The sequence below is a fragment of the Tardiphaga sp. GW821-FHT12E02 genome (assembly GCF_058807155.1).
On sequence record NZ_JBXAQK010000002.1, the window covers coordinates 237768 to 259063 of the forward strand.

Below are 21296 nucleotides of genomic sequence, written 5' to 3' on the forward strand. Positions count from 1 at the left end.
GCCTCCTCAGGATGAGGAGCGGAGCAAAAGGCGGCTACTCCGCCGCCTGCGCCACCTGCCCGAGCCGGTCGAACACCACCTCGCCGCCGAGAATGGTGAGATCGCAGCGTGCATCCGTCTCCACCACCTCCGGCGTCACGCTGAACACGTCATGGCTCAGCACCGCGATATCCGCGAGCTGGCCCGGTACCAGCCGGCCGACATTATTCTCCGCAAACTGCGTATAGGCGCCGTAATAGGTGTAGGCGTGGATCGCCTCTGCCATCGACAGCTTCTGTCCTTCGCCCAGCACCGTGTGCCGGTTCGACATCCGCGTCGTCATCGTGAACAGGTTCTTGAACGGATCGGTCGTCGACACCGGTGCGTCCGAGCTTGCGGCCGGATGCAGCCCGGCCTCGATCCACTTGCGCATCGGATAGGCGACATCGGTGCGCGCCTGGCCGACATTGGTGATGTAGAGATCACCGAATTCATACATGAAGACCGGCTGCGGCACCGGATCGATGCCAGAAGCCGCCATGCGCGCGATCTGGCTGTCCGAGAGGAAGCCGCAATGTTCGATGCGGTGACGGCGGCCAAGGATCGGCTTCTCCGCAGTGCCGGCCTTCTCGATGCCCGACAGAACCTGCTCGATGGCGGCATCGCCGATGGCGTGGATGGCGAGCTGGTAGCCGCGATTGTGATAATGCGCGAGATAGTCGTGCATTTCCTTGTCGGTGTAGCAGAAGATGCCGCGATTTTCGGGATCGCCCACTAGATAAGGCTCGCTCATCGCGGCGGTGAGTCCGCCGGCACTGCCGTCGCCGAACACCTTCATGGCGCCATAGCGCAGCTTGCCGACCTCGCGACCGAAGCGATAGCCCGCGTCATAAGCCTGGTCGCCGATGCCGTCGGTGTTGCCGTAGATGCAGACCCAGGTGCGGATCGGCAACGTGTTGGTCTTGGCGAGATCCTCATAGGCCTCGATCTCGTCCATGCCTGCTGCCATGCCGACAGCGGCATCCATGACAGCGGTGAATCCCTGCGACAGCATGAATTTGCTGGCGCGGTCGATGGCGTCGCGCAGGCGCTCGGGGCTCGGCTTTGGCGCGGCATCGACGATCAAGCGCAACGCGCGTTCCGCCAGCAGGCCGGTCAGCTTGTTGTCGCGCCGCTCGATCAGGCCGCCATCGGGCTGTGGCGTGTTGTGGCCGATTCCGGCCTCGCGCATCGCGGCGGTATTGATCACGGCCACATGGCCGCAGGTCCGCTTCAGATAGACCGGATTGTTCGGTGCAACCGAGTCGATTTCCTCGGCGGTGGGATGTCGGCCCTCGGCCAGCTCGTTGTGGTCGTAGCCGCGGCCATTGATCCATTCGCCGGGCTTCGCGGTCTTCGCCCTCTCGGCGACGCGGCGCAGGATTTCGCCGATCGAATTGGCGCCGGTCTCCGGTCGCAGGTTGATCTCGGTCATCGTCAGGCCGAGCGGCAGCAGATGCATATGCGCGTCGTTGAGGCCGGGGATCGCCGTGCGGCCAGCCAGCTCGACGATACGGGTATCAGGGCCAGCCATCTCGGCGATCTCTTCGGCGCTGCCGGTGGCGAGCACGCGGTCGCCGATGAGCGCGATCGCTTCGGCAAAACCTTCATTCAGGCCGCAAAAGATGCGACCGCCGGTGAGGATCAGGCTGGGCTTGGACATGGGTAACCTTTTGTCGTCATTGACGCCGGTCGAATGACGGAATTCCGCCGCCGCTGCAAGATTGTAGAGTGGGCAGCGCGCCTGCAGTTTCGGCAGGGCGTCGCATGTTGCCTGCGCGGCGCATCTGTGGTGGATTCCGGAATTGAAAAGGAGATCAGCGCCATGAGCGGGCACGATCACGATGACCACGGCCATCATCACGACCATGACCACTCAGAGTTGTCCGAGACCGAGCTGCGCGTCCGCGCGCTGGAAAGCATCCTGGTCGAGAAAGGCTATGTCGATCCCGCCGCGCTGGATGAATTGATCCAGACCTATGAGACCAAGGTCGGCCCGCGCAACGGCGCCCGCGTCATCGCCAAAGCCTGGAGCGATCCAGCTTATTACGACCGCCTGCTGAAGGACGCCACCCCGGCCATCGCCGAGCTCGGCTATGAAGGCCGCCAGGGTGAGCACATCGTCGCCGTGGTGAACACGCCCGACACCCACAACATGGTCGTGTGCACGCTGTGCTCCTGCTATCCATGGTCGGTGCTCGGCCTGCCGCCGGTCTGGTACAAGGCGGCGCCCTATCGCTCCAAGGCGGTGCGCGATCCGCGCGGCGTGCTGGACGACTTTGGCGTGGCACTGCCGAAGGAAACAAAGATCAAGGTGTGGGATTCCACCGCCGAGATCCGCTATCTCGTCGTCCCCATGCGTCCTGAAGGCACCGAAGGCTGGAGCGAGGAGCAGCTCGCCGATCTCGTCAGCCGCGACAGCATGATCGGCACCGGCGTGGCGCGTCAGCCGGTGGAGGTCGCCTGATGGACGGCGCGCATGACATGGGCGGCCATCAGGGCTTTGGCAAAGTCGAGCCCGAGGTGAACGAGCCGATCTTCCACGGCGAATGGGAGCGCCGCATGATGGCGATCACGCTGGCGACGGCAAAGCCGGGCCAGTGGAATATCGACATGTCGCGCTATGCCCGCGAGAACCGCTCGCCGCGCGATTATCTCAACCGCACTTACTATGAAGTCTGGCTCGGCGGCGTCGAGAAACTGCTCGAGGAGAGGGGCCTCGTTTCGCGCGAGGAACTCGACAGCGGCAAGGTGTTGCTGCCGCATAAAGATGTGCTGGTGCTCAAGCCCGACGAAGTCGACGCCATGCTCCGCCGCGGCGGCCCCACCGAGCGCCCCACCAACACGCCTGCGCGCTTTGCCGTCGGCGACCGCGTGCGCGCCAAGGTGATGGCGCCCACCACCCATACGCGGTTGCCACGCTATGTGCGCGGCCATGTCGGCACCATCGAGCTGCTGCACGGCGCGCATGTGTTCCCCGACAGCAATGCCATGGGCCAGGGCGAAGCGCCGCAATGGCTCTATACGGTGCGCTTCGACGGCAGCGAGCTGTGGGGCGCCGACGGCGATCCGGATGCCAGCGTGTCCGTGGACGCCTGGGATTCCTATCTGGAGCCCGCATAATGGCCGACGATCGCGCAGCGGCCATCGTAGCCGTTGCATCTATCCCGACAATCCCGCGCGATATCGATGGGCCCGTGTTTCGCGCGCCCTGGGAAGCGCAAGCCTTTGCCATGACGGTGACGCTGCATGAGCGCGGCGTCTTTACCTGGGCGGAATGGGCCGCAGCTTTGTCCGCGCAGATCAAGCGCGCACAGGCGGACGGCGATCCCGATACGGGCGAGACCTATTACCAGCACTGGCTGGCCACGCTGGAAAACCTGATCGCGGACAAGGGCGTCACGACGCGCGACGATTTGCATCGCTACCGCGATGCCTGGGATCATGCGGCGGACCGGACGCCGCATGGGCAGCCGATCGAGCTTGAGCCGGGGGATTTCGCGTAAGGCGACGACATCCTCTCCTGTCATCGCCCGGCCTGACCGGGCGATCCAGTGCACACCGCTACTTCGGAGATTACTGGGTCACCCGGTCAAGCCGGGTGACGACAGAAAGTGGCTAAGCAACCGCCCCCACCAGCGCATTGAAGAATGCATTGTCCGACACTGCCGGATTGACCATGGTCGGCGGCTTCGCGCGCGACCCCAGCACCACGCAAATGACGCGCTGCTTCGGATTGATATACATCAGCTGCCCGAAGATGCCGCGCGCGGTGAAGGCACCGTCGTCGAGCGAGCCATCCGCGCCGGGCACAATCCACCACATGTAGCCGTAATCGACGCGCTTGCCGCTGATCATGCGCGCGGAGCCGGCCTCGCGCATCCAGCCTTCCGGCAGCACACGCTCGCCGTCGATCACGCCGTCATCGAGAATGAAGCGCCCGAACCGCGCATAGTCGCGCAAGGTCGCGAAGAATCCGCTGCCGGCGACTTCGAGCCCGCCCGGAGCCTCCAGCCACCACGCGCCGTCCTGCTCCATGCCGAGCCTGGACCAGATCTTTTCCGACAGATAATCGCTCAGCCACTTGCCGGTGGCGGCCTTCACCAGCGCGCCGACCACATGGGTGTCGCCGGTGGAGTAGCAGAACTGCGTGCCGGGCTCCGCGACGCGCGGACGCTCCGCCATGTAGCGCATCACGGCGCCGGGCTGCTGGGCGATCTGGATCTCCAGCATGTGCCTGCGTTCTGACTGAGCGTCGGTCTGGTCGTCGCTCCATTTCACGCCCGATGTCATCTGCATCAGCGTCTTCACCGTCACGCCGTCGAAAGCGGTGCCGTTGAATTCCGGCAGATAGGTCGTCAGCGGCTCGTCGACGCTCTTGATAAAACCATCCTGGATCGCAGCGCCGATCAGCGTGGTGCTGAAGGATTTCGCCATCGACATCGACAGCCAGCGGGTCTGTTCGGTGATGCCGAGATCGTAGTGCTCCAGCAGCACCTCGTCATTTTTCATCACCAGCAGGCCGGCCACGCGGTTGCGCGAGACATAGTCGTAGATGTCGTAGGTCGCGCCGTTCCATGGGATCGGGAAATCCGGCAGCGAGCGGTTACTGTATGCCAGCGGCCGCACCGGTGCGCCCGCCTTGACGGTGCGGGTGGCGAAATTCATGTCGGGGGTGACGAAAGTGCGCTGATGCTCGCTCGGCATGGATTTGCCGGCATAGGAGCGGACGATGGCGTCGCTGTCGGCGCGAAGTTTTGTGTCGGTCAAGGCTCTACCTGCTGATGACAGGCGCATCGTTGCGCCTGTCATGGGATAGGGCAGGGGTGATGGGGTGTCGAGATTGTCTGTGCGATGGCTGTGATGCTGTGCCGTAGGGCGGATGAGCGAAGCGTCATCCGCCGGCCGAATCCAAAGCTGAACCTCCGCGGCGGATGACGGCTTCGCCTCATCCGCCCTACGGTTGAGCTCAGCGCACGGCCGACGTATTCGAACTCGTGAACGCCGTCGGCTGTCCGGCCTTCATGACGCGTGCGGTCTGCACGTCGCCTCCGCCGCGCGAAAAGATGCCGAGGCTCATGACCGCGATGCCGGCAATGAGCGCGACGACGACGATCTTCAGATGCGTGCTGCGGTCTGCGCTGTGGATCGAGTGGTTGTTCATAACGGCCTCCTGCCGTCTTACGCGGCAACCTGTTGAGGTCGCGTTGTAGGCCTGGCAAGTTTCCAACCGATGGCGTCCGTGTAGAAATGTGTTTCTTCCCGGTAGAGTTTTGTTTCGTCGCGTGACGATCTTTGTCGTTGCCCGGCTTGACCGGGCAATCCAGTAAACTCTGACGGCCGGGATCAATTCGAAACGCCGGTATCCACTGGATCCCCGCTTTCGCGGGGATGGCAGGCAGAGCGGTACGCGAAAATGTTTCTGTTTTGTTCTTGACGAAATCCGTATGAGGATTATTGTCCCTGTCGTCCGGACCCGGTGAGAGGGGCGAGCGCGATCGTCACGTTCGCGGGGCTGGATGCGGTGGATGCCGGAGTTGCGGCGTCACGCGAAAGAAGGGAGACCTCCGCCATCCGCGGGAGGGACGGCTCGGCGCCAGACCTGCCACTGGCAATGAGACGGCTCGACCAAGGACGGCAGGGCGATCTCGTCGATCGCATGACGGACGACCGTGGCCGAGGCGTCTGGGATTCTTACTGCTGCGTCCCCCGGCCCTTCGCCTTGGGCCAAATAACGGGATTTGACCGCTCCCTGGGCAGGCAGCAGCCCCCGAACACCGCGTGCGGAACGCTGGGCACTTGCTCTGCATTCCGGAAAGTCCTGATGCATATCCTTGCGGAGTACCGCATCGGCATCAGGCACCAACGGGTGCATGAGCACCCGGCGTTCCGCGCGCCCTCTTTCGGGAGGGCGAAGGGAATGCGCAAAACTCGGGCGCGCAAGCGTCGCGAGAACGGGATCGCATGGGTGAAGGAATGGGCGGGGCTGTTTGACATTCGTATATCAACGACGCGCCGAACGTCGTGCTCCCTCCCCCAAGCGGCGCAGCCGCGCAGCGGGGAGGGAAAAGATCGCCGCTCCGCTCAGGACAAGAAGAACTACACCCTCACCATCCTCTTTCCCCTGTTCTCTCCCGCGAGCAATCCGATCAGCGCCTGCGGCGTGTTCTCGATCCCGTCGATCACATCCTCCAGCACCTTGATCTTGCCCGACGACACCCAGCCCTGCAGATCGGCCAGCGCCTGGTCGCGCTGCTTCATGTAGTCCATGACGATGAAGCCCTGCATGGTGAGACGCTTCACCACGATCAGTCCCGGCACGCCGCGCGGCCCGGTCGCGGAAGGCGCGCCGTCATATTGCGAGATGGCGCCGCAGCAGGCGATGCGGCCATTGAGATTCATCTGCGGCAAACAGGCTTCGAGAATGTCGCCACCGACATTGTCGAAATAGACATCGATGCCCTTGGGCGCCGCGGCCTTCAGCGCCTTGAACACCGCGCCGTCCTTGTAGTCGACCGCCGCATCGAAGCCGAGTTCGGAGGTGAGCCATTGGCATTTGTCCGCACCGCCGGCGATGCCGATCACGCGGCAGCCCTTCAGTTTTGCAATTTGCCCGACGATGGAGCCGACCGAGCCGGCCGCAGCAGACACCACCACCGTCTCGCCCTCCTGCGGCTTGCCCACATGCAGCAGGCCGAAATAAGCGGTGAGGCCGGCAATGCCATAGATCGACAGCAGATGCGTCAGCGGCTCCATGCGCGGCATTTTCGTCAGGTGCTTTGCCGGTACCGCCGCATAGTTCTGCCAGCCGGTGTCGCCGAACACGATATCACCCGGCTTCAGCGTATCCGATTTCGACGACACCACTTCGGCAATGCCGCCGCCGGCCATCACGCTGTTCGCCTCCACGGCCGAGCGATAGGTCGCGCCATGCATCCAGGCGCGGTTGGCCGCATCGAGCGAGATGTAGCGCACGCGCAGCAATGCCTCGCCATCCTTCGGCTCCGGCATGCGGCCGTCGATCAGGCTGAAATGCTCGGCGCCGAGCTTGCCCGCCGGCTTCTCCACCAGAAGAACCTGTCGATTGATGCTGTCATTCATGGTCATCTCTCCCGTGACTGTCGTTGTTTGTTGCAGTCGCTGCGCAAAGCGCGATCACTCTGCACAGTTTTTGTAGTTCGACGCTAAGCCGTGACGTGGCATCGAACAATGGCCAATACCCGCCGATGATACCAATTCGGTTCCGTCGCAACGAAGCTGTTGCGCGCGGTGATCAATATGACAGACTGTCGCAGTCGGGATGTGTGTGACGGGGGACAGAATGTCGAACAGGTTTACGCAATACATTCTTATCGCGATGGCTCTGGGCATCGTGATGGGATCGCTGGTCTTCAACTATCTCCCCGACAGCCGCGGCGAAATCGCCGCCGACGTCAATCTGATCGCCATGCTGTTCCTGCGCCTGATCAAGATGATCATCGCGCCATTGGTCTTCGCCACGCTGGTCGGCGGCATCGCCCATATGGGGTCCGGCTCCAAGCTCGGCCGCATCTTCGCAAAAACCATGGGCTGGTTCGTGACCGCCTCGTTCGTCTCGCTGCTGCTCGGCCTGGTGATGGTCAACCTGCTGCAGCCCGGCGCCAATTTCCCCGGCACGCTGCCGGCTGCGGGACAATCGACGGGCCTGCAGACCTCGGCCTTCTCGATCGAGAAGTTCCTCACCCATCTCATTCCCGTCTCCATCGCGGATGCGATGGCGCAGAACGAGATTCTGCAGATCGTGATCTTCGCCATCTTCTTCGCGGTGGCGATGGGGGCGATGCCCGAACGCTCCAAGCCGATGCTGGCGCTGATCGACGATCTCGGCCACATTATGCTGAAGGTGACAGGCTATGTGATGCTGTTCGCGCCGCTGGCGGTGTGGGCGGCGATCATGGCCACGGTGTCGAAGAACGGTCTCGGCGTCTTGTGGAAGCTGATCGTCTTCATGGGCGGCTTCTATCTGTCGCTGGCGATCCTGTGGGCGATCCTGATCACGGTGGGCTTCATCGTCATCGGGCCGCGCTACAGCCATCTGCTGCGGCTGATCCGCGAGCCGCTGATGATCGCCTTCTCCACCGCGAGTTCGGAGGCCGCCTATCCGAAGACGCTGGAAGGGCTCAACCGCTTCGGCGCGTCGTCGCGGATTTCCAGCTTCGTGCTGCCGCTCGGCTATTCGTTCAATCTCGACGGCACGATGATGTATTGCACCTTTGCAGCCATCTTCATCGCGCAGACCTATCATATCGAGATGTCGCTCGGCACCCAGCTCGCTATGCTGGCGACATTGATGATCACGTCGAAGGGCGTCGCCGGCGTGCCGCGTGCGTCACTGGTGGTGATCGCCTCGACGCTCAGCCAGTTCAACATTCCCGAAGCCGGACTGTTGATGATCATGGGCATCGACACCTTCCTCGATATGGGCCGCAGCGCCACCAATGTGATCGGCAATTCGCTGGCCACGGCCGTGGTGGCGAAATGGGAGGGCGAGCTGGCGCCGGAACATGAGCTCGGGCCTGACGATGTGGTGGCGAGCGGCGAGATTCCTGCGCTCGGACATGGATGAGGCTGGCCATGCTGCGCGCGCTCTTTCTCGTCGCGAGCGTCGGCTGGTGGGCCGCCTGGTTGCTGTCCCCCGGCGCGTTTGCGCAGACGGCGGGCGAGGGGCTCAGCCCCACGCTGTCGGCCATCAAGGCGGCCAAGGTCGTGAAGCTCGGCTACCGTGAAAGCTCGCCGCCGTTTTCGTTCCTCGATCAGGCCGGGCGGCCGATCGGCTACAGCCTCGAACTGTGCCAGGCCGTCGTGGAGGATATCGGCGTCGAGGTCGATTTACCCGATCTGCGCATCGACTATGTGAAGGTGACCTCGGACGATCGCTTCCAGGCCATCACCGACGGCAAGATCGATCTCGAATGCGGATCGACTACGGCCAATGTGGAACGTCGCAAGCAGGTGGCCTTCTCGCCGCTGATCTTCGTCGCCGGCACCAAGCTGATGGTGCCGAAGACAAGCACCGGCACCGCGCCCGCGGATTTCAAGGGCAAGACCATCGTCGTCACCAAGGGCACCACCAATGAGCAGGCGATGCATGTGGTGGATGCGAAATTCGGCCTCGGCCTGAATTTCGTCGTCTCGCCCGATCACGAGCAGAGCTACCAGATCCTGGCCGACGGCAAGGCCGATGCGTTTGCCACCGATGACGTGCTGCTGTCCGGCCTGATCGCGCGGCACAAGTCGCAGGACCGGTTTCGCGTGGTCGGCGATTTCCTGTCCTACGATCCCTACGGCATCATGTTTCGCAAGGGCGATCCGCAGCTCACGGCCGTGGTCGAACGCGCCTTCCGCCGGCTTGGCTCGAACCGCGATCTGATCCCGCTCTACAACAAGTGGTTCGTCGCCCGCCTGCCGACCGGCGAGCGCATGGGTATCTCCATCTCGCCGCAACTGGAAGAGAGCTTCAAGGCGCTGGATGATTCCGCGGGCGGGACGAATTAGGCCGTAGGATGGGTTGAGCGCAGGCGCGACAGCGCCGAAGCGATACCCATCACCACCAGCGCATGGCGTGATGGGTATCGCTTCGCTCAACCCATCCTACGGCTCCGAGCTAGAAAAACTGCAACTCCTCAGCCTTGCCGCCCCTCAACACCGTCGCATATTCGATCGCGACAAAAAGCCCGCCGGCGACATAGACCTTGCGTGGCACGCTGCGCGCCAGTTGCTGGCTCAGCTTCACCGCATCCTCCATCGCGTTGGCGACATGGATGCGCGCCGTCGGATGCGCCTTGCGCGCGGCCCCACCGACCAGGCGCGCATCGGCGCCCTTGTGATGCGCGCGGGTACAGACGATGACGCCGAAATGCGGCACCAGATGTTGCGCGATCTCCTCCACATTCTTGTCGGCGGACACGCCAAGCACGAGCAGCCAGTCGTCCTTGCCGTGTACCGCATGCAGCCCGCGCAGCGCCTGCATCACGCCGTCCGGCGTGTGGCCGACATCGATCACCGTCAGCGGATCACGCTGGATCACTTCGAGGCGGCCGGGCCACCGGGTCTCGCGCAAGCCGGTGCGAATGGCGTGATCGACTTGCGTGACTTCAGCATCCGGATGCATGCGGCGCATCCACAGCAGGAACAGCGCTGCCGCAATGGCCGCGTTGTTGAGCTGGAATTCGCCGTGCAGCGTGATCTCCAGCCCGCGCAAAATCGTCTCGCCGACACGGCAGTTGAAGTTCTGCGCTTTGGCCGAGGTCACCACATTGCTGATGACGATGCCGTCGCCCACATGCAGGCCGCTGACATGCCGGCTGCGGTTATACTCCGCGAGATGCGCGCGCAACGGCAGGCAGTTCTCGCCATAGATCACGGTGCCATGGCTGGCACAGGCATCGCTCTTGTCGGAGGCGATCAGCGCCAGTGAATTGCCGAGCAGTGCCGTGTGTTCGAGATCCACCGAGGTGACGCACGTGAGCGTGGCGCCGATCAGGCGGACGGGGTCATAGCGACCGCCGATGCCGGCTTCGAACACCGCGAGGTCGCAGCCGGTCTCCTGGAAATACAGGCAGGCCAGCGCGAATTGCGCCTCGAACGCACCGAACGTCTCGGTGACGCCGTGATGTTCGAGATCGGTAATCGCAGTGGCCACACGCAGCACCAGGGCTTCGAGCAGTTCGTCATCGACCGGCTCGCCATCGATCTGGAAGCGCTCGTTGAAGCGATACAGATGCGGCGAGGTGAACAGCCCGGTGCGCAGGCCGAAGGCACGGCCGATGGAGGCGCAGAAAGCGGCGGTCGATCCCTTGCCATTGGAGCCGGTGATGACGATGGAATGCTGCTGCAGGCGCGCGCGATCGATGGAGAGCGCATCGAGCAGCAGGGCCAGCCGCGCCAGGCCGATGCCGCCGGTGCCGTATTTGGGCAGGTTAAACATCGATCAGGCCCAGCGAGGTGAAAGTGTGGCGCCAGATGCGCAGGATGAGGTCCGCGCGGCCGGAGTCTTCGAGAAAGCGGATCGAGGGATTGGCATTGACCTCGATCACGCGCAATGCCGATGCGTCGCCATCCACATCGGTGAACAGATCGACCGCGCCAGCGCGCAAGCCCAGCGCCTTGAGCGCGTTGCGTGCCGCGGCAAATACAGCGTCGGCATTGTCGGGCTCCGCGAATTCCATCCCGCCGCCGGCGCTGCGATTCATACGCCCGGCCAGCTCGATGCGCGCGCCGGCGGGCGGCACCGAGTCGAGCGCCGTGTCCGCCTGTTTTGCTGTTGCGGACGAGATGCCGTGGTGGCTCAGCGTCATCTCCTGCGCCGACAGCAAGGCGCGCAGCGAGCGCGCGCCGTCGCCAGTGAGGGAGGGTGGCAGCTTGCGGGTGCTGTAGACGATCTCGTCGTCGAGCACGAAGACGCGATATTCCTGCCCGGTGACCACGCTTTGCATGAGGATGGCATCATAGTGATGCGCGACCTGATCGAGATAGTCGGCAAGAGCGCTGTCGCCGGCAACCAGTTGCGCAAAGTCACCGCGCGAGCCGTTCAGCGGCTTCACAAAAGCCGAACCGCCAAGCTTGCGAAACAGCGCGACGGCATCCTCGCGTTCATGCCCGGTCGGCCGATGCTTGCGATGCCGGTCATGCAGGAAGAAATAGTCGCCGCCCAGTGTGGCGATGCCGATGCGGGCCATCAGCACATTGGCCATGTGCTTGTCGTTGGCGAGGGTCGCTGCGGTCGCCGTGTTCTGCGGAAAAAAGGAGCCACGTCCGGCGCCGAAGACGGCGCTCCGGCCGGCGCCAGCGATCTCGAAAATGAGCCCGGTGCCGCCGTCGAGTTCGGCAAAGCCCAGCCCCAGCTCGCTTGCGGCATATTCCGCATAGATCGTCTGGTCGGGGTAACAGGCCGGCTTGCCGGCTCGAAGGGCGCGAAACGGGGTCATCGGGGCCTTGCGCCGGTGATTGAACGTGGAAGCTGCCCGCGGCGACTCCCAGAAAGCCGGAAATTACCGGAACCGGGTTGCGCAATCCAGCACCGGCCGTTCGCAAGCATCGGTCCGAGAAAGACCATTTGGAGAAATTAAATGTCCCAGATCAAATTTGGCCCTTGCCGGCCGGTAACCTGATTTGCAATTTTGTGACCCGCCGCGGTCAATCCGCAATTGCACTTTCTGGCGTCTTTGAATAGATGTCATTCGCATCTGCGAAAACCCGATTTAGCTAATTGCCGCAAGGGTTTCTCAGCGTCTGAAGCGGCCCGGAATGTAATCGTTCTAAGCTAAGCCCGCACCGGAAAATCATATCCCATGAGCGCCTTTCACCGCGAAACCGTGACCCACGTCCAGCATTGGACCGACACGCTGTTCTCCTTCCGCGCCACGCGCGACACCTCGTTCCGCTTCCAGAACGGCCAGTTCGCCATGATCGGCCTCGAAGTCGATGGCAAGCCGCTGCTGCGCGCCTATTCGATGGCCAGCGCCAATCACGAGGAAGAGCTGGAATTCTTCAGCATCAAGGTGCCGGATGGCCCGCTGACCTCGCGCCTGCAGAAGATCAAGGAAGGCGACACCATTCTGGTCGCTCGCAAGGCCGTCGGCACGCTGGTCACCGATAGCCTGCTGCCGGGCAAGCGCCTGCTGATGCTGTCCACGGGCACCGGTCTTGCGCCCTTCGCCAGCCTGATCAAGGATCCCGCCGTTTATGAGCAGTACGAGCAGGTCGTGCTGGTGCATGGCTGCCGCCAGGTCTCCGAGCTGGCCTATGGCGAGCGCCTGGTCGAGCGTCTGCAGCAGGACGAACTGTTCGGCGAGCTGATGAAGGACAAGTTCACCTATTATCCGACCGTGACCCGCGAGCCGTTCCGCAATCGCGGCCGCATCACCGACCTGATCGAGTCCGGCCAGATCTTCAAGGACATGGGCCAGGGTCCGCTCGACATCGCGACCGACCGCGTCATGCTGTGCGGCAGCCCGGCGATGCTCGAGGATCTCAAGCACATGTTCGAAAAGCGCGATTTCATCGAAGGCGCCGGCAACAAGCCCGGTCATTTCGTGATCGAAAAGGCGTTCGTGGAGCGCTAAGCGCCGGCGCATGCGGTCCCTCATCCTGAGGAGCCCGTAGCGGCGTCTCGAAGGATGGCCGCAAGCTCCGGAGCCAGGCCATTCATGGTTCGAGACGGCGCTCCGCGCCTCCTCACCATGAGGGCGGAGTGGAAATCCACCGCATCGCAAAACCCGCGCCTGGCGCGGGTTTTGTCGTTTCAGGCATCGCGCAAGACTTGAGAGAGCTTGATGCGCTAGGCTGACAGTCCATCTGTGATCTCTGCGTCATCCGAACTTCGTAAGGCTGAACGCCCACCACTTGCGAGCAGGTCCATGCAAACCCTGATGCTACCGTTCACGCCGCGCTACATCGTGTTGACGATCTGCAGCGTGGCCACCCTGTTTCTGATCGGGATGGGTCTCTGGGACACACGGCTGATCCATCTGGTGATCATCCCCGCCACGGTGTTCGGTTGTCTTGCCGCGCTCGGCTTCCACGACCTGTTTCAGAAAGATCATGCGGTCCTGCGCAATTACCCGATCTCGGCGCATATCCGCTTCCTGCTCGAAGAGATACGCCCGGAGATGCGGCAATATTTCTTCGAGAGCGAAAAGGACGGCATGCCGTTCAGTCGCGATACGCGTGCTGTCGTGTATCAGCGCGCCAAGATGGTGCTCGACAAGCGTCCCTTTGGCACCCAGAAGAATGTCTATGAAGAGGGCTATGAGTGGATGAATCACTCGGTTGCCCCGAAGCCGCATGCGACCGAGCAGTTTCGCATCACCATCGGTGGCCCGGATTGCCTGCGGCCTTATTCATCTTCCGTGCTGAACATCTCTGCGATGAGCTTCGGCGCACTCAGCCAGAATGCGATCCGTGCGCTGAATGCCGGCGCGAAGAGGGGCAACTTCGCCCATGACACCGGCGAGGGCGGCGTCAGCCCCTATCACGAGCAGGAAGGTGGCGACCTGATCTGGGAGATCGGTTCCGGCTATTTCGGCTGCAGAACCCGCGACGGCAATTTCGATCCTGACAAATTCGCCGCCCGCGCTGCGCTCGACCAGATCAAGATGGTGGAGCTCAAGGTCAGCCAGGGCGCCAAGCCCGGCCATGGCGGTGTGCTGCCGGCCGCCAAGGTGTCGGAAGAAATCTCACGCATTCGCGGCGTCGCGATGGGCGAGGACTGCATCTCGCCGCCCTATCACAAGGCGTTCTCCACGCCGATCGAGATGATGCAATTCATCGCGACGATGCGCCGCCTGTCCGGCGGCAAGCCGACCGGCTTCAAGCTGTGCATCGGCCATCCCTGGGAATTTCTCGCCATCTGCAAGGCGATGCTGCACACCGGCATCTATCCGGATTTCATCGTGGTCGATGGCAATGAAGGCGGTACGGGTGCGGCGCCGCTGGAATTCATGGACCATCTCGGCATGCCGATGCGTGAGGGTGTGAACTTCGTGCACAACGCGCTGATCGGCATCGGTGCGCGCGATCGCATCAAGCTCGGTGCTTCGGGCAAGATCGCGACGGCGTTCGACATCGCGCGTGCGATGGCGCTCGGCGCCGACTGGGTCAATTCGGCGCGCGGCTTCATGTTCGCGCTCGGCTGCATCCAGTCGCTGAGCTGCCACACCGATCGCTGCCCCACCGGCGTGGCGACGCAGGATCCGACCCGTGCACGTGCGCTTGCAGTGCCGCAGAAGACCGACCGCGTGCTGAACTTTCACGAAGCGACGCTGCATGCGCTGGCGGAGCTGATCGCCGCGGCCGGCCTCGATCATCCGCAGGATATCCGCGCGATGCACTTCTCGCATCGGTCGGCAGATAATGACGTGATGTCGTTCACCAAGCTCTATCCGCAGCTCCAGGTGAACGAGTTGATCCACGGGACGAACGACAAGCGCTTTCGCGCAGCCTGGGCGATGGCGCAGGCGGATACGTTTCAGCCGGTGGAAGCGAGGGGCGCGGCGTAGTTTGTCGGAGCGTTACTGATGTTTCGGAGTGTGGGGACCCCCATCCCCGGCCCTTCCCCGCAAGGGGGAAGGGGGGACGACATGCGGTGCTTTTGGTTAAGTACTGATACTCAAATTTGAGTTCGTAGCATTTGCTCGAGCTCGCAGCCTCTTCTCCCTTCCCCCTTGCGGGGAAGGGCCGGGGATGGGGGTGCCGCGGGCGACATAGACCCAGCGGCACATAACAGTCTCAGAATTCCCCGTGCAGCCGCCCCGAGAAGATCGACACTGGTCCGCGATCCGCATTGTAGGCGGGGTTCACGATCAGCTGGTAGTCCGTCGTGAACGTGAAGTTCTTGTCGATCGCATAGGCGTAAAACGTCTCGAGAATCCGCTCGGTCCCGTAGTTGAGCCGCCCGTCGCCGATCAGCAAGCCATTGCCGCCAGCGGCGAGGAAATCGCGATGCGCGGCTGACAGGCCATTGATGGCGCCACCTATGCCGATGGTGTCGCTCGCGCGGCCCCAGCGCCCACCCTTGATGGAGAGGCCGCCAGAGACGCTGCGGTCGATATCCGTGAATGACAAAATCTCGTTCTGGCCGTCATTCCAGCTATAGCGCCCGAACAGGCCGATCTCGTCGGCAATCTCTTGCTCACCATTGAGATAGAAACCGTATTTGTCGCGCGGTCTGCGGATCGAGGCCATCACGTCATTGATCTCAAGCAGCGGATCGGTGGCTGCGATCGCCAGCGCGCCGCGATAGCTGCCGGTGTTGCCACGGTTCATGAAGGCGCCGACGCGCACTTTGCCGGGTCGATCGAAGATCTGATGCCGTTCCTCGAATTCGATGACGGCGCCGCCGGACTTGAAAGTGAGGATGTCGCTGTTCGGCTGCGACGGCACCTGGAAGACGCCGGCGCGCACCGCCCAGTCCTTGCGGTTCAATTCCAGCACGCCGCCACGGGTAAAACCGGGCAGGTCGGCCGGAAAGTCATAGGCGGCCGAGGCCCACATCGCCCAGTTCATGAAATCGGCGCGCGGGTCTTTCGCGTAACTGTTGCCATCGAAGAAATCGCCCACCGAGAAACGGCCGACGGTCAGCGTCACGCGATCGATGTCGCGCTTGCCGGCGAGTTGGTTGGCCGCGTCCGGCACCTCTTCCTGCTCGCCGCCGAGACCGAAAGTCTGGCGGAACATGTAGCGCTGCGGACGGATTTTCGGATAAGCGCCGCCGGCCTTCTGCGCTTCGCCATTGGGGAAGCCTGCCACGCCGAGCGTGCCGTTGAAGCCGAAGCCTTGGGCGATCTCTGGATTGAAATACAACTCGCCGCCATCCCACAAACGCCAGCCAAGGAAGGCTGTGGTGGTAAAGGTTTCGCGGAACTGGTTGCTGCCGGACAGGCTGTTGGCGCCCTCATAGGGCGAGCGGAAGTTCGGATAGCCGGAGCCGATCAGCGTCGTCTGGGCGTGGATATTCCAGTCGTTGGATTGCGGCAGCGACCAACGGGTGGCGACCGGCGTTGCCGGCGACCATGCCGGTGTATCGCCGAGCCGATAATTCATGCCGAGCTTGATCGCGTGAATCTTGGGATCGACTTCGACGGCGGGCAGGCCGAAGCCGGCGAGCCCATAAGTCTGCCGGGACAGGTCGATATAATTGTATTCGAGCTTGGCAGTCCAATTGCCGCCGACTGCGGTCTCGACACCTAGGCCTGCGGTCCAGCCGATATGGTCCTTCTGGTCGGTCGAGAAGATATTGCCGTCGGCATCCATCACATTGAGCTTGGTCTTGCCCCAGGCAAAACCGGCAGTGGCATAAGGCAGCCAGGTGCCCATGGCGTAGCCGACGCGACCGCGCGCAGTGGCAAAGTAATCGAAGGTGGTGTGATACGGATCGTTGCCGAGCCGTGCGGTATCGGTCGGGCTGATGAAGGTCGCATCGACTTCGACGCCGAGTACGAGTTTGTTGCTGAACTGCCTGTTGTAGCCGGCCTGATAGCCGCCGAGGATACCGGTCGGCGACGGCGGCAGAAACACGCCTTGCGCCGGCAGCGGATTGGCATTGGCGCCGATCTGCGCATCGCCATAGCCCACATGGGCGCCCAGATAGAAGCCGCTCCAGTCATAGGCCGGAGCAAGTCGCGCTTTCACGGGCAGGTCGGCAGCTACGGCGATACCGTCGAGCGCGAGGATGCCAAGCGCGGCGCCAGCTAGCGCCCGCGTCGTGGCAGAATCTCGCAAAAAATACCGGCTCGTCACTCAGCGTCACCCTTACTCATCGCCGATAACGGCCAGTCGATATTCCATGAAAGCGGCCGATTCGTCCGGACGGGACGGCCACAGTCGCAATGTTGTTGTTCGCAATAGGAGCGGCCTCGTCGCCGGGCTCCGCTGTTATCTGACACCGCTTTATGACGGCTCGATTACACAAAAAGAAGACCCGCCCGGGGGGACAGCCGGGCGGGTCGATGGTCAGACACGGGGTGGATGAGGCGCCCGTGCCGGACGCAACTCCACTTAGCCGATCAGAGCCGGATCAATAGTTGCAGACGCGGACGCGGCCCACATAGTTACCGTAGATATCGTATTGGCGGGTGTAGCCGCAGCGATAACCGTAGCCATATCCGTAGCCATAATTGTTGGCAGCGATGGCGCTGCCGACAACAGCGGCGCCAACCACACCGGCCGCGATGCCGAAGCCGATGCCCGGGCCCTTCGCCTGAGCCTGCTGGGTGGTGGACGCCATGGCGCCAGCGGCGGTCATGGCAACGAGGGCGACGGCGGCAATCCTGGACTTGATCGACATGAGAAACTCCATCCTGTTTGGGTGCAGCCGTCATTGGCTTGCATGTCCATCAGTCGGAGGATGTCGGAGGCGGGTTCGAGGCCGGTTCGAACTATTTGGTTTCAGGAATGTGTCGTGGACGAAACAGAAGGGCGAGAGCGCACAACGCTGCTACACCCGCACGCTCTTCATGGCGTCCCAGAACAGGTCCTGGCCATTGGCGACATTCGCCGTCCAGTGTTCATGCGCGAAGTCGTTCGCATCGTCGGTGATGAACTTGAATGCGCGCCACGGGATGGTGTTGCGCAGCGCCACCTGCGCGATGGCGAACAACTCCATATCGACGACATCGACCTTGTTTGCGACGAGCCATGGATCGGTGGCGGTGACAAAGCTATCGCCGGTGCCGCAGATGAAGCCTGATTGACCTGACGTCAACCGATCGAGCTCTGGCGAATAGGGCGTGGTGCCACGCGGGGCCAAAGGCTCGGCATTCATGTCGCGCTGGATCACGTCGCTGATCTCGACAAGGCCATTGAGCGTCGTGTTGAGCTTGCCGGCGGTGCCGTAATTCACGATCAGCTTCGGCCTATCGGCGGCGATCGCCTGTAGCGTCGCTATGGTGGTGTTGATCTTGCCGACGCCAGTGAAGACGACGCGAAAACCCTGCGGCGCGCGGGCGACGTCGAGCTCGCTGTCGAGGGCGGTGAGAACCAGAATGCCGTCACTCATGCGAAATACCGATCCAATACGCCGCGATAGATTTTGGTGAGTTGCTCGAGATCGGCGACCTTCGTGTGCTCGTCGATCTGATGCATGGTCTGGCCGACGAGACCGAATTCGATCACCGGACAGTAGTTCTTGATGAAGCGCGCATCGGATGTGCCACCGCCGGTGTTGAGATCAGGCACACGGCCCGTGATCTCCGTGATGGCGGCCACGACTGTATCGGTGAAGGCGCCAGGCCTGGTGACGAAGCTATCCGAATTGCTTGGCTCCCAGATCACATGCGCCTTGATGCGATTGCCCGCGGCTGCAGCCACGCGCGTATCGATCAGTGCGCGCAGGCTCTCCTGCGTGTGGTGATCGTTGAAGCGGATATTGAACTTTGCCTTCGCCTGCGCGGGGATGACATTGGTGGCTGTGTTGCCCACATCCACCGACGTGAATTCGAGATTGGACGGCTGAAACTGCGCATTGCCCTGATCCAGCGGATCGCCGCTCAGCGCCACGATCAGCGCGGCGATATCCGGCACCGGATTCGATGCACGATGCGGATAGGCGACATGGCCCTGCACGCCGTCCACCACCAGCGTGCCCGACTGCGAGCCGCGGCGGCCGATCTTGATGGTGTCGCCCATCGTCTCGACATTGGAGGGCTCGCCGACGATGCAGTGGTCGAACTTTTCGCCGCGTTCGGCAGCCCAGGCCAGCAGCTTGATGGTGCCGTTGACGGCCACGCTCTCTTCATCGCCGGTGATGAGGAAGGAGATCGAGCCCTTTGGCTTGCCGTCATTCGCCGCGAGATATTCGAGGGTGGCAGCGACAGACGCCGCGATGCCACCCTTCATGTCTACCGCGCCGCGGCCATAGAGCAGGCCATCCTTCACTTCGCCGGCGAAGGCGCCGTGCGACCAAGCGGCTTCATCGCCGGGCGGCACCACATCGGTGTGGCCGGCAAAGCAGATATGGGGGGCTTCCGTGCCGATGCGGGCATAGAGGTTCTCGATATCGGCGTGGCCTTCCTCGCTGAACGTGACGCGATGCACGGTGAAGCCGGCATCACCAAGCAAGCGCTCCAGCACGCCGAGTGCGCCGGCATCGAGCGGGGTGACGGAAGGGCAGCGAATGAGATCGCGGGCGATCGAGACAACGTCGGCGGACATCGGATCCTTACGAGACGGCAGGGGCGATAGTGGGGGCCCCAAGCGGGTCAGGGCCATATTCATTTGGCCCCTGAGTGCCGCGCAGGCAACCCACTTCGACGAACCCCCAGATGCTCAGCACGACGCTGGCAGCGTTCAGCACGAAGGAGCCGATCCCGGATATGGAATCGGCAGCGATGCCAATGATGCTCGGCAGCACCCAGAATAGCAGCATCCACCAGCCGCTCTTGTTGCGGTCATGCAGGCGCTTGATGGCGGTGGCGAAGCTGGACCACACCATGATGAGGAAAACGACGCCGCCGATGGCGATGAACAGCAGGCTGGTGCCGACCATCTCGCCGATCCGGTCCTTGTCGAACTCGCCGATGGACACGATGAAGGCGGCCACCAGCGCGATCATGATGGTGGTGTAGACCAGCGAGGCCAGCCAGAATTTCGCGCGGTTGATGCGGCCGTTGAAGCGGAAAAAGAGTGTTGTCCAATCCATCGCCGCCTCCGACGTTGTCGCCAGCTGTTTGCCGGATCATCCTACCGGATCATCCCTGCAAACAGCCGGAAACGCAACTTAGTCGCGCAGCAACTCGTTGATGCTGGTCTTGGAGCGGGTGCGCTCATCGACGCGCTTGACGATCACGGCGCAGGCGGTGGAGGGGCCAATCTCGCCATTGTTCATCGGCTTGCCCGGCAGGTTGCCGGGGACCAGCACGGCATATTCCGGCACTTCGCCGACGAACACTTCGCCGGTGGCACGATCCACGATCTTGGTCGATGCGCCCAGGAACACGCCCATGGCCAGCACCGCGCCCTTGCGGACGATGACGCCTTCGGCGACTTCGGAGCGGGCGCCGATGAAGCAGTCGTCCTCGATGATCACCGGGCCGGCCTGCAGCGGCTCCAGCACGCCGCCGATGCCGACGCCGCCCGAGATGTGCACGCGCTTGCCGATCTGCGCGCAGGAGCCGACGGTGGCCCAGGTGTCGACCATGGAGCTCTCATCGACATAGGCGCCCAGATTGACGAAAGACGGCATCAGCACGACGTTCTTGGCGATGAAGGCCGACTTGCGGACAATGGCGCCGGGGACGGCACGGAAGCCGGCGTCGCGGAAGGCACTGTCGCCCCAGCCTTCGAACTTCGAGGGCACCTTGTCCCACCACGGCGCGCCGCCAGGGCCGCCGGCAATGGTGGTCATGTCGTTGAGGCGGAACGACAGCAGCACGGCCTTCTTCAGCCACTGGTTCACGGTCCAGGTGCCATCATCGCCGCGGGTGGCGACGCGAACCTTGCCCTGATCGAGCAGGTCGAGCGCAGTCTCGACGGATTCGCGGACTTCGCCTTTGGTCGACGCATTGACGGTGTCGCGCGCTTCGAAGGCGGCATTGATGATGGATTCGAGGGCGGAATGCGACATCGCGGGATCCTTGGGTCGGCAGGTGAAAAGTTGGGGCTTTTGTCGGGATTTGGGGGCGGGGAGTCAAGAACAGAGCCTGAAACTCCACCTGTCATCACCCGCGAAAGCGGGTGATCCAGTATGCGGCGGCGGTCCGATTCTGGCTCTGCTGGTGGTGTTTACTGGGTCACCCGGTCGA

19 protein-coding genes are annotated in these 21296 nt (G+C 62.9%); 7 read left to right on the forward strand and 12 right to left on the reverse strand.

Annotation, left to right across the window (positions count from 1 at the left end):
* Positions 1 to 34: 34 nt before the first annotated feature.
* Positions 35 to 1681 (reverse strand): amidohydrolase, encoded by a 1647-nt coding sequence (locus tag AC1RQ5_RS28645; RefSeq protein ID WP_493204063.1) that lies wholly within the window; start codon positions 1679 to 1681, stop codon positions 35 to 37.
* Positions 1682 to 1843: 162 nt separating this feature from the next.
* Between AC1RQ5_RS28645 and nthA the strand changes: the two genes are divergently transcribed.
* Genes nthA through AC1RQ5_RS28660 form a run of 3 tightly spaced genes read left to right on the forward strand, consistent with a single transcriptional unit; the run spans position 1844 to position 3524 of the window.
* Positions 1844 to 2485: a nitrile hydratase subunit alpha gene (gene nthA / locus AC1RQ5_RS28650; protein WP_493204065.1), complete on the forward strand. Its 642-nt coding sequence runs from the start codon at positions 1844 to 1846 to the stop codon at positions 2483 to 2485.
* On the forward strand, positions 2485 to 3141 hold the full coding sequence (nthB, locus tag AC1RQ5_RS28655; RefSeq protein ID WP_493204067.1) for a nitrile hydratase subunit beta: 657 nt from the start codon (positions 2485 to 2487) through the stop codon (positions 3139 to 3141). Before nthA ends, nthB begins: the two co-directional genes overlap by 1 nt.
* A complete protein-coding gene (locus AC1RQ5_RS28660) occupies positions 3141 to 3524 on the forward strand; it encodes a nitrile hydratase accessory protein (protein WP_493204069.1) in 384 nt (127 codons plus the stop codon). Before nthB ends, AC1RQ5_RS28660 begins: the two co-directional genes overlap by 1 nt.
* Before the next feature lie 112 nt (positions 3525 to 3636).
* Here AC1RQ5_RS28660 and AC1RQ5_RS28665 read toward each other — a convergent pair whose 3' ends face one another.
* From AC1RQ5_RS28665 to AC1RQ5_RS28675, 3 genes are all read right to left on the reverse strand, one after another.
* On the reverse strand, positions 3637 to 4788 hold the full coding sequence (locus AC1RQ5_RS28665; RefSeq protein ID WP_493204071.1) for a serine hydrolase domain-containing protein: 1152 nt from the start codon (positions 4786 to 4788) through the stop codon (positions 3637 to 3639).
* Positions 4789 to 4987: 199 nt separating this feature from the next.
* A complete protein-coding gene (locus AC1RQ5_RS28670) occupies positions 4988 to 5182 on the reverse strand; it encodes a hypothetical protein (RefSeq protein ID WP_398475774.1) in 195 nt (64 codons plus the stop codon).
* 935 nt (positions 5183 to 6117) lie between these two features.
* On the reverse strand, positions 6118 to 7119 hold the full coding sequence (locus AC1RQ5_RS28675; protein ID WP_493204072.1) for an NADP-dependent oxidoreductase: 1002 nt from the start codon (positions 7117 to 7119) through the stop codon (positions 6118 to 6120).
* A 220-nt stretch (positions 7120 to 7339) separates the two neighbouring features.
* On the opposite strand from AC1RQ5_RS28675, the gene AC1RQ5_RS28680 reads away from it, so the two are divergent.
* Both AC1RQ5_RS28680 and AC1RQ5_RS28685 read left to right on the forward strand, forming a co-directional pair.
* Positions 7340 to 8623: a dicarboxylate/amino acid:cation symporter gene (locus tag AC1RQ5_RS28680; RefSeq protein WP_398475770.1), complete on the forward strand. Its 1284-nt coding sequence runs from the start codon at positions 7340 to 7342 to the stop codon at positions 8621 to 8623.
* A gap of 8 nt (positions 8624 to 8631) precedes the next feature.
* Positions 8632 to 9552 (forward strand): amino acid ABC transporter substrate-binding protein, encoded by a 921-nt coding sequence (locus AC1RQ5_RS28685; RefSeq protein WP_493204074.1) that lies wholly within the window; start codon positions 8632 to 8634, stop codon positions 9550 to 9552.
* 109 nt (positions 9553 to 9661) lie between these two features.
* Here AC1RQ5_RS28685 and AC1RQ5_RS28690 read toward each other — a convergent pair whose 3' ends face one another.
* Both AC1RQ5_RS28690 and AC1RQ5_RS28695 read right to left on the reverse strand, forming a co-directional pair.
* Complete coding sequence (locus AC1RQ5_RS28690; protein WP_493204075.1) at positions 9662 to 10984, reverse strand: bifunctional folylpolyglutamate synthase/dihydrofolate synthase; 1323 nt, start codon at positions 10982 to 10984, stop codon at positions 9662 to 9664.
* A complete protein-coding gene (locus tag AC1RQ5_RS28695; RefSeq protein WP_493204076.1) occupies positions 10977 to 11984 on the reverse strand; it encodes an ATP-grasp domain-containing protein in 1008 nt (335 codons plus the stop codon). The genes AC1RQ5_RS28690 and AC1RQ5_RS28695 overlap by 8 nt, the downstream gene beginning before the upstream one ends.
* A 363-nt stretch (positions 11985 to 12347) precedes the next feature.
* Here AC1RQ5_RS28695 and AC1RQ5_RS28700 point away from each other — a divergent pair, with 363 nt between their 5' ends.
* A complete protein-coding gene (locus AC1RQ5_RS28700; protein WP_398475762.1) occupies positions 12348 to 13121 on the forward strand; it encodes a ferredoxin--NADP reductase in 774 nt (257 codons plus the stop codon).
* Between the two features lie 294 nt (positions 13122 to 13415).
* Positions 13416 to 15056 carry an FMN-binding glutamate synthase family protein gene (locus AC1RQ5_RS28705; protein ID WP_493204078.1) on the forward strand — a complete coding sequence of 547 codons (1641 nt, stop codon included), beginning with the start codon at positions 13416 to 13418 and terminating at the stop codon, positions 15054 to 15056.
* A 229-nt stretch (positions 15057 to 15285) separates the two neighbouring features.
* Here AC1RQ5_RS28705 and AC1RQ5_RS28710 read toward each other — a convergent pair whose 3' ends face one another.
* The 6 genes from AC1RQ5_RS28710 to dapD all read right to left on the reverse strand — a co-directional run bounded on the left by AC1RQ5_RS28710 (position 15286) and on the right by dapD (position 21118).
* Positions 15286 to 17277, reverse strand: coding sequence for a carbohydrate porin (locus AC1RQ5_RS28710; protein WP_493204080.1), 1992 nt, complete (start codon positions 17275 to 17277; stop codon positions 15286 to 15288).
* Between the two features lie 295 nt (positions 17278 to 17572).
* Positions 17573 to 17842 carry a hypothetical protein gene (locus AC1RQ5_RS28715; protein ID WP_493204082.1) on the reverse strand — a complete coding sequence of 90 codons (270 nt, stop codon included), beginning with the start codon at positions 17840 to 17842 and terminating at the stop codon, positions 17573 to 17575.
* Positions 17843 to 17992: 150 nt separating this feature from the next.
* On the reverse strand, positions 17993 to 18553 hold the full coding sequence (locus AC1RQ5_RS28720; protein WP_493204084.1) for a phosphorylase family protein: 561 nt from the start codon (positions 18551 to 18553) through the stop codon (positions 17993 to 17995).
* Positions 18550 to 19707: a succinyl-diaminopimelate desuccinylase gene (gene dapE / locus AC1RQ5_RS28725; RefSeq protein ID WP_398475752.1), complete on the reverse strand. Its 1158-nt coding sequence runs from the start codon at positions 19705 to 19707 to the stop codon at positions 18550 to 18552. Before dapE ends, AC1RQ5_RS28720 begins: the two co-directional genes overlap by 4 nt.
* Positions 19708 to 19714: 7 nt before the next feature.
* Positions 19715 to 20194 carry a DUF805 domain-containing protein gene (locus AC1RQ5_RS28730; protein WP_493204086.1) on the reverse strand — a complete coding sequence of 160 codons (480 nt, stop codon included), beginning with the start codon at positions 20192 to 20194 and terminating at the stop codon, positions 19715 to 19717.
* A gap of 78 nt (positions 20195 to 20272) precedes the next feature.
* Positions 20273 to 21118, reverse strand: coding sequence for a 2,3,4,5-tetrahydropyridine-2,6-dicarboxylate N-succinyltransferase (dapD, locus tag AC1RQ5_RS28735; protein WP_493204088.1), 846 nt, complete (start codon positions 21116 to 21118; stop codon positions 20273 to 20275).
* Between the last annotated feature and the right edge of the window lie 178 nt (positions 21119 to 21296).

Coding starts and splice junctions, on each gene's coding strand:
- AC1RQ5_RS28730 (WP_493204086.1), bottom strand. CDS start 20,194: ATGGATTGGACAACACTCTTTTTCCGCTTCAACGGCCGCATCAACCGC.
- dapD (WP_493204088.1), bottom strand. CDS start 21,118: ATGTCGCATTCCGCCCTCGAATCCATCATCAATGCCGCCTTCGAAGCG.
- AC1RQ5_RS28720 (WP_493204084.1), bottom strand. CDS start 18,553: ATGAGTGACGGCATTCTGGTTCTCACCGCCCTCGACAGCGAGCTCGAC.
- nthB (WP_493204067.1), top strand. CDS start 2,485: ATGGACGGCGCGCATGACATGGGCGGCCATCAGGGCTTTGGCAAAGTC.
- AC1RQ5_RS28675 (WP_493204072.1), bottom strand. CDS start 7,119: ATGAATGACAGCATCAATCGACAGGTTCTTCTGGTGGAGAAGCCGGCG.
- nthA (WP_493204065.1), top strand. CDS start 1,844: ATGAGCGGGCACGATCACGATGACCACGGCCATCATCACGACCATGAC.
- AC1RQ5_RS28685 (WP_493204074.1), top strand. CDS start 8,632: ATGCTGCGCGCGCTCTTTCTCGTCGCGAGCGTCGGCTGGTGGGCCGCC.
- AC1RQ5_RS28695 (WP_493204076.1), bottom strand. CDS start 11,984: ATGACCCCGTTTCGCGCCCTTCGAGCCGGCAAGCCGGCCTGTTACCCC.
- AC1RQ5_RS28645 (WP_493204063.1), bottom strand. CDS start 1,681: ATGTCCAAGCCCAGCCTGATCCTCACCGGCGGTCGCATCTTTTGCGGC.
- AC1RQ5_RS28670 (WP_398475774.1), bottom strand. CDS start 5,182: ATGAACAACCACTCGATCCACAGCGCAGACCGCAGCACGCATCTGAAG.
- AC1RQ5_RS28705 (WP_493204078.1), top strand. CDS start 13,416: ATGCAAACCCTGATGCTACCGTTCACGCCGCGCTACATCGTGTTGACG.
- AC1RQ5_RS28715 (WP_493204082.1), bottom strand. CDS start 17,842: ATGTCGATCAAGTCCAGGATTGCCGCCGTCGCCCTCGTTGCCATGACC.
- dapE (WP_398475752.1), bottom strand. CDS start 19,707: ATGTCCGCCGACGTTGTCTCGATCGCCCGCGATCTCATTCGCTGCCCT.
- AC1RQ5_RS28700 (WP_398475762.1), top strand. CDS start 12,348: ATGAGCGCCTTTCACCGCGAAACCGTGACCCACGTCCAGCATTGGACC.
- AC1RQ5_RS28660 (WP_493204069.1), top strand. CDS start 3,141: ATGGCCGACGATCGCGCAGCGGCCATCGTAGCCGTTGCATCTATCCCG.
- AC1RQ5_RS28690 (WP_493204075.1), bottom strand. CDS start 10,984: ATGTTTAACCTGCCCAAATACGGCACCGGCGGCATCGGCCTGGCGCGG.
- AC1RQ5_RS28680 (WP_398475770.1), top strand. CDS start 7,340: ATGTCGAACAGGTTTACGCAATACATTCTTATCGCGATGGCTCTGGGC.